Annotated in this window: 3 protein-coding genes; 2 read left to right on the top strand and 1 reads right to left on the bottom strand. The window is 67.4% G+C overall.

The window, feature by feature from the left end; translation table 11 throughout:
* Positions 1-182 precede the first annotated feature (182 nt).
* Both VFT73_RS12445 and VFT73_RS12440 read left to right on the top strand, forming a co-directional pair.
* On the top strand, positions 183-926 hold the full coding sequence (locus VFT73_RS12445) for a 16S rRNA (uracil(1498)-N(3))-methyltransferase (protein ID WP_326411576.1): 744 nt from the start codon (positions 183-185) through the stop codon (positions 924-926).
* A 51-nt stretch (positions 927-977) separates the two neighbouring features.
* Positions 978-2351 (top strand): glutamate--cysteine ligase, encoded by a 1374-nt coding sequence (locus tag VFT73_RS12440; protein ID WP_326411574.1) that lies wholly within the window; start codon positions 978-980, stop codon positions 2349-2351.
* Here VFT73_RS12440 and ligD read toward each other — a convergent pair.
* A partial coding sequence (ligD, locus tag VFT73_RS12435) for a DNA ligase D (protein ID WP_326411572.1) occupies positions 2348-3830 on the bottom strand: 1483 nt, incomplete at its 5' end. The genes VFT73_RS12440 and ligD overlap by 4 nt on opposite strands.

Here is a 3830-nt window from a genome sequence, read left to right as displayed (position 1 = left end):
CCGATCGGCCGGTCGAGCCGGGCGAGCAGGATGTACGGCCGCAGCAGGCCGGATCGCGCGAGGCCTCGGTGCTCGGTATCGGGAAGGGCGTCCATCCTTCGGCCATACACATCCGTTCGTGTCGAGCGAAGTCGAGACACGCGCTTCTCGACTTCGCTCGAAGCGAACGGCATGGGTGGAGCATGCCCGCCACCCCCGCCTGGCCGCCGCACAGCGCGCCGCGCCTGTTCATCGACCAGCCGCTCGCCGACGGCATGGAGCTGCGCATCGAAGGCAGGCAGGCGCATTATCTGCTCTCGGTGATGCGGATGAAGGCCGGCGGTACGGTGAAGCTGTTCGACGATCTGACCGGCGAATGGCTCGGCGAGGTCGCGGCGACGGGCAAGCGCGACCTGGTCGTCCGCATCGTCGCCAGGCTGCGGGCCCGCGAAGACGTCCCGGACCTGTGGCTCTGCGCGGCGCCGATCAAGCGTGGCCGGATCGACTGGATCGCCGAGAAGGCGTCGGAGCTCGGCGTCGCCCGGCTGGTGCCGGTTTCCACCCGCCGCGCGGTGGTCGACAAGCTCAACCGCGATCGCCTGCGCGCGCACATGATCGAGGCGGCCGAGCAGTGCGAGCGTACCGCGCTCCCTGAGCTGGCGGAGATGGTGCCGCTCGATGCCTTGCTCCGCGACTGGCCTGCCGATCGCGCGCTATTCTTCGCCGACGAGGAAGGCGGCACGCCGATCCTCGACGCGGTGCGCGCCCGGCCCGGCCCGGCCGCGATCCTGATCGGCCCCGAAGGCGGCTTCGATCCCGCCGAGCGCGACGCGATCCGCGCGCTCTCTCCGGCGGTATCGATCTCGCTCGGCCCCCGCATTCTCCGGGCGGAGACTGCCGCCCTGGCTGCGGTCAGCGTCTGGATGGCCGCCGCCGGCGATTGGTAGCGTCGCGAAACCAGTTTTCAGACGGCCTGCCACTCACTAGATGCGCGCCCGATGAGCACGCGCGAAGAAACCGGCAAAGACGATCCGATCATCGAGGATCGCGCCCAGCTGATCTCCCTCTTCGCGAGCGGGGAGAAGCTGCGTGACGCGTGGCGGATCGGCACCGAGCACGAGAAATTCGTCTACCGCACCGCCGATCACCGCGCGCCGAGCTATGACGAGCCGGGCGGCATCCGCGATCTGCTCCAGGGTCTGACGCGCTTCGGCTGGGAGCCCGTAGTCGAAGGCGGCAACGTGATTGCGCTGCGCGGCCCCGACGGCACGATCAGCCTCGAGCCCGCTGGCCAGCTGGAGCTTTCCGGCGCGCCGCTCGCAAACCTGCACCAGACCTGCGCCGAGACCGGCCGGCACCTGGAGCAGGTCAAGGCGGTGGGCGACGAGCTCGGCCTCGGCTTTCTCGGCCTCGGCATGTGGCCGGACAAGACGCGCGCCGAGCTGCCGATCATGCCAAAGGGCCGCTACGCGATCATGCTGCGCCACATGCCGCGCGTCGGCAGCCTCGGCCTCGACATGATGCTGCGCACCTGTACCATTCAGGTAAATCTCGATTACGCATCCGAAGCTGACATGGTGAAGAAGTTCCGCGTTGGCCTCGCCCTGCAGCCGCTCGCGACGGCGCTGTTCGCCAACTCGCCCTTCACTGAAGGGCAGCCGAACGGTTTCCTCTCATACCGCAGCCATATCTGGTCGGACACCGATCCGGCGCGCACCGGCATGCTGCCTTTCGTGTTCGAGGACGGTTTCGGCTACGAACGCTATGCCGATTATGCGCTCGACGTGCCGATGTATTTCGTGTTCCGCGACGGCAAATATATCGACGCCGCGGGGCAGAGCTTCCGCGATTTCCTCAAAGGCGAGCTGCCGGCGCTGCCGGGCGAGAAGCCGCGGCTGTCCGACTGGTCCGACCACCTTTCGACCGCCTTCCCGGAGGTGCGGCTGAAGACGTTCCTGGAAATGCGCGGCGCGGACGGCGGCCGCTGGAGCAAGATCTGCGCGCTGCCGGCGCTCTGGGTCGGGCTGCTCTACAGTGGCAGCGCGCTCGACGCGGCGTGGGACCTGGTCAAGGGCTGGTCGATGGAGGATCGCGAGGCGCTGAGAAACAGCGTGCCCAAGCTGGCGCTGGACGCCCCGCTGCCCGGCGGCGGCAAGCTGGCGGACATTGCCGGCGAGGTGCTCGACATCGCCGCGGCCGGCCTGCGCGACCGGGCGGAGCTCAGCGAATCGGGCGACAGCGAAACCGGCTTTCTGGAACCGCTGCGCGAGACGGTCCGCACCGGCATCGTGCCTGCCCAGCGGCTGCTCAACCTCTACCACGGCGCCTGGGCTGGCGACCTCGGGCGCATCTACGAAGAGTTCAGCTTCTAGAAATCCGGCAGCACCTGTTCGGCGACGCCCCAGCCCTTGAGCGCGCGTGCGTTGGCGCGCTCGATCAGTTCCTTGCCGTCCAGCACCGTGAAGCGGGCGGCGCTGTCCAGGTCCTTCAGTTCCTCCCAGCTGATCGGGGCGGCGACCGGCGCGTGCGGCCGCGCGCGCGCCGCATAGGGCAGGATCGCGGTCGCGCCGCGCTGGTTGCGCAGATAATCGACGAAGATGCGGCCGACGCGCTTCGCCTTCGACATGTTGGCGACGAACCGCTCCGGCTCAGACTGCTCCAGCGCCAGCGCGAAGCGGTGGGTGAAATCCTTGACAGCGGGCCAGGTCGCTTGCGGCGTCAACGGCGCGATCACGTGCACGCCCTTGCCGCCGGTCAGCATCGGAAAGGTGACGAGGCCCAGGTCGCCCAGATAGCGCTTCAGGTCGATCGCCGCCTTCTTCACCTGCTCGAAACCCAGCCCTTCGTCGGGGTCAAGGTCGAACACGACCCGATCGGGCTTTTCGATGTCCGGCACCAGGCTGCCCCAGCCGTGGAACTCGATCGTGCCCATCTGCACGCAGGTCAGCAGCCCCTCGGCCGATTCGACATACAGATAGTCCTCGGTCGAGCCGTTCTTCTCTTTCACCGGCACGTGATGGACATGCTCGCCGAAGCTTCCGGAATCGTGCTTCTGAAAGAAACATTTCTTTGCACGGCCCTGCGGGCACCGCACCAGGCTGATCGGCCGGTTCGCGAGCCAGGGCAGCATGATGCCCGAGACTTGCGCATAATAGGCGGCCAATTGACCTTTGGTGATGCCCGAATCGGGGTAGATCACCCGCTCGGGGTTGCTGATCCTGACGCTGGTCTCGGGCGCCGCCGGCGGCTCGACCGGCTTTTCCGGCTTCACCTCGGCCGGTTTCTTGTCCTCGCGCAGGCCGATGAAGCTGCCGTGGCGAACGACGTTGTCGGCCGTAAACTCGGTGAAGGCGATTTCGGCGACCAGCTCCGGCTTCACCCAATGCGCGCCGCGGACGGCCGCGCGCGGCGCCTCGACGGTCGGCTTGTCGCTCTTCAGTGTCTCGAGCTTCGCGCTCAGCTCCTCGATCAGCTGGGCGTTGAAGCCGGTGCCGACCTTGCCGGCGTAGCGAAGCTTGCCGCCTTCGTTCAGGCCGAGCAGCAGCGACCGGAAGCCGCGCCCGCGCGCCGAGCTCGGCGTCCAGCCGACGATCACGAATTCCTGGCGCTGGATGCATTTGATCTTCAGCCAGTTCTGCGTGCGCTTGCCCAGATAAGCGGCGTCTGCGCGTTTCGAGACGATGCCTTCGAAGCCTTCGCGGCACATCGCCTGGAACAGCTTTTCACCCTCCCCGATCACATGTTCGGCGAACAGGATCGGGCCTTCGTCGGGGATGATCGTGCGGAGCAGTTCCTTGCGCTCCAGATTGGGCAGCCGCTTCAGATCCTCGCCATCCAGCGACAGCAGGTCG

Source organism: Sphingomonas sp., from assembly GCF_035758555.1.
Lineage (GTDB): Bacteria > Pseudomonadota > Alphaproteobacteria > Sphingomonadales > Sphingomonadaceae > Sphingomonas_B.
The sequence above is the reverse complement of the archived record's forward strand: the minus strand, read 5'-3'. Positions and strand labels throughout refer to the sequence as shown.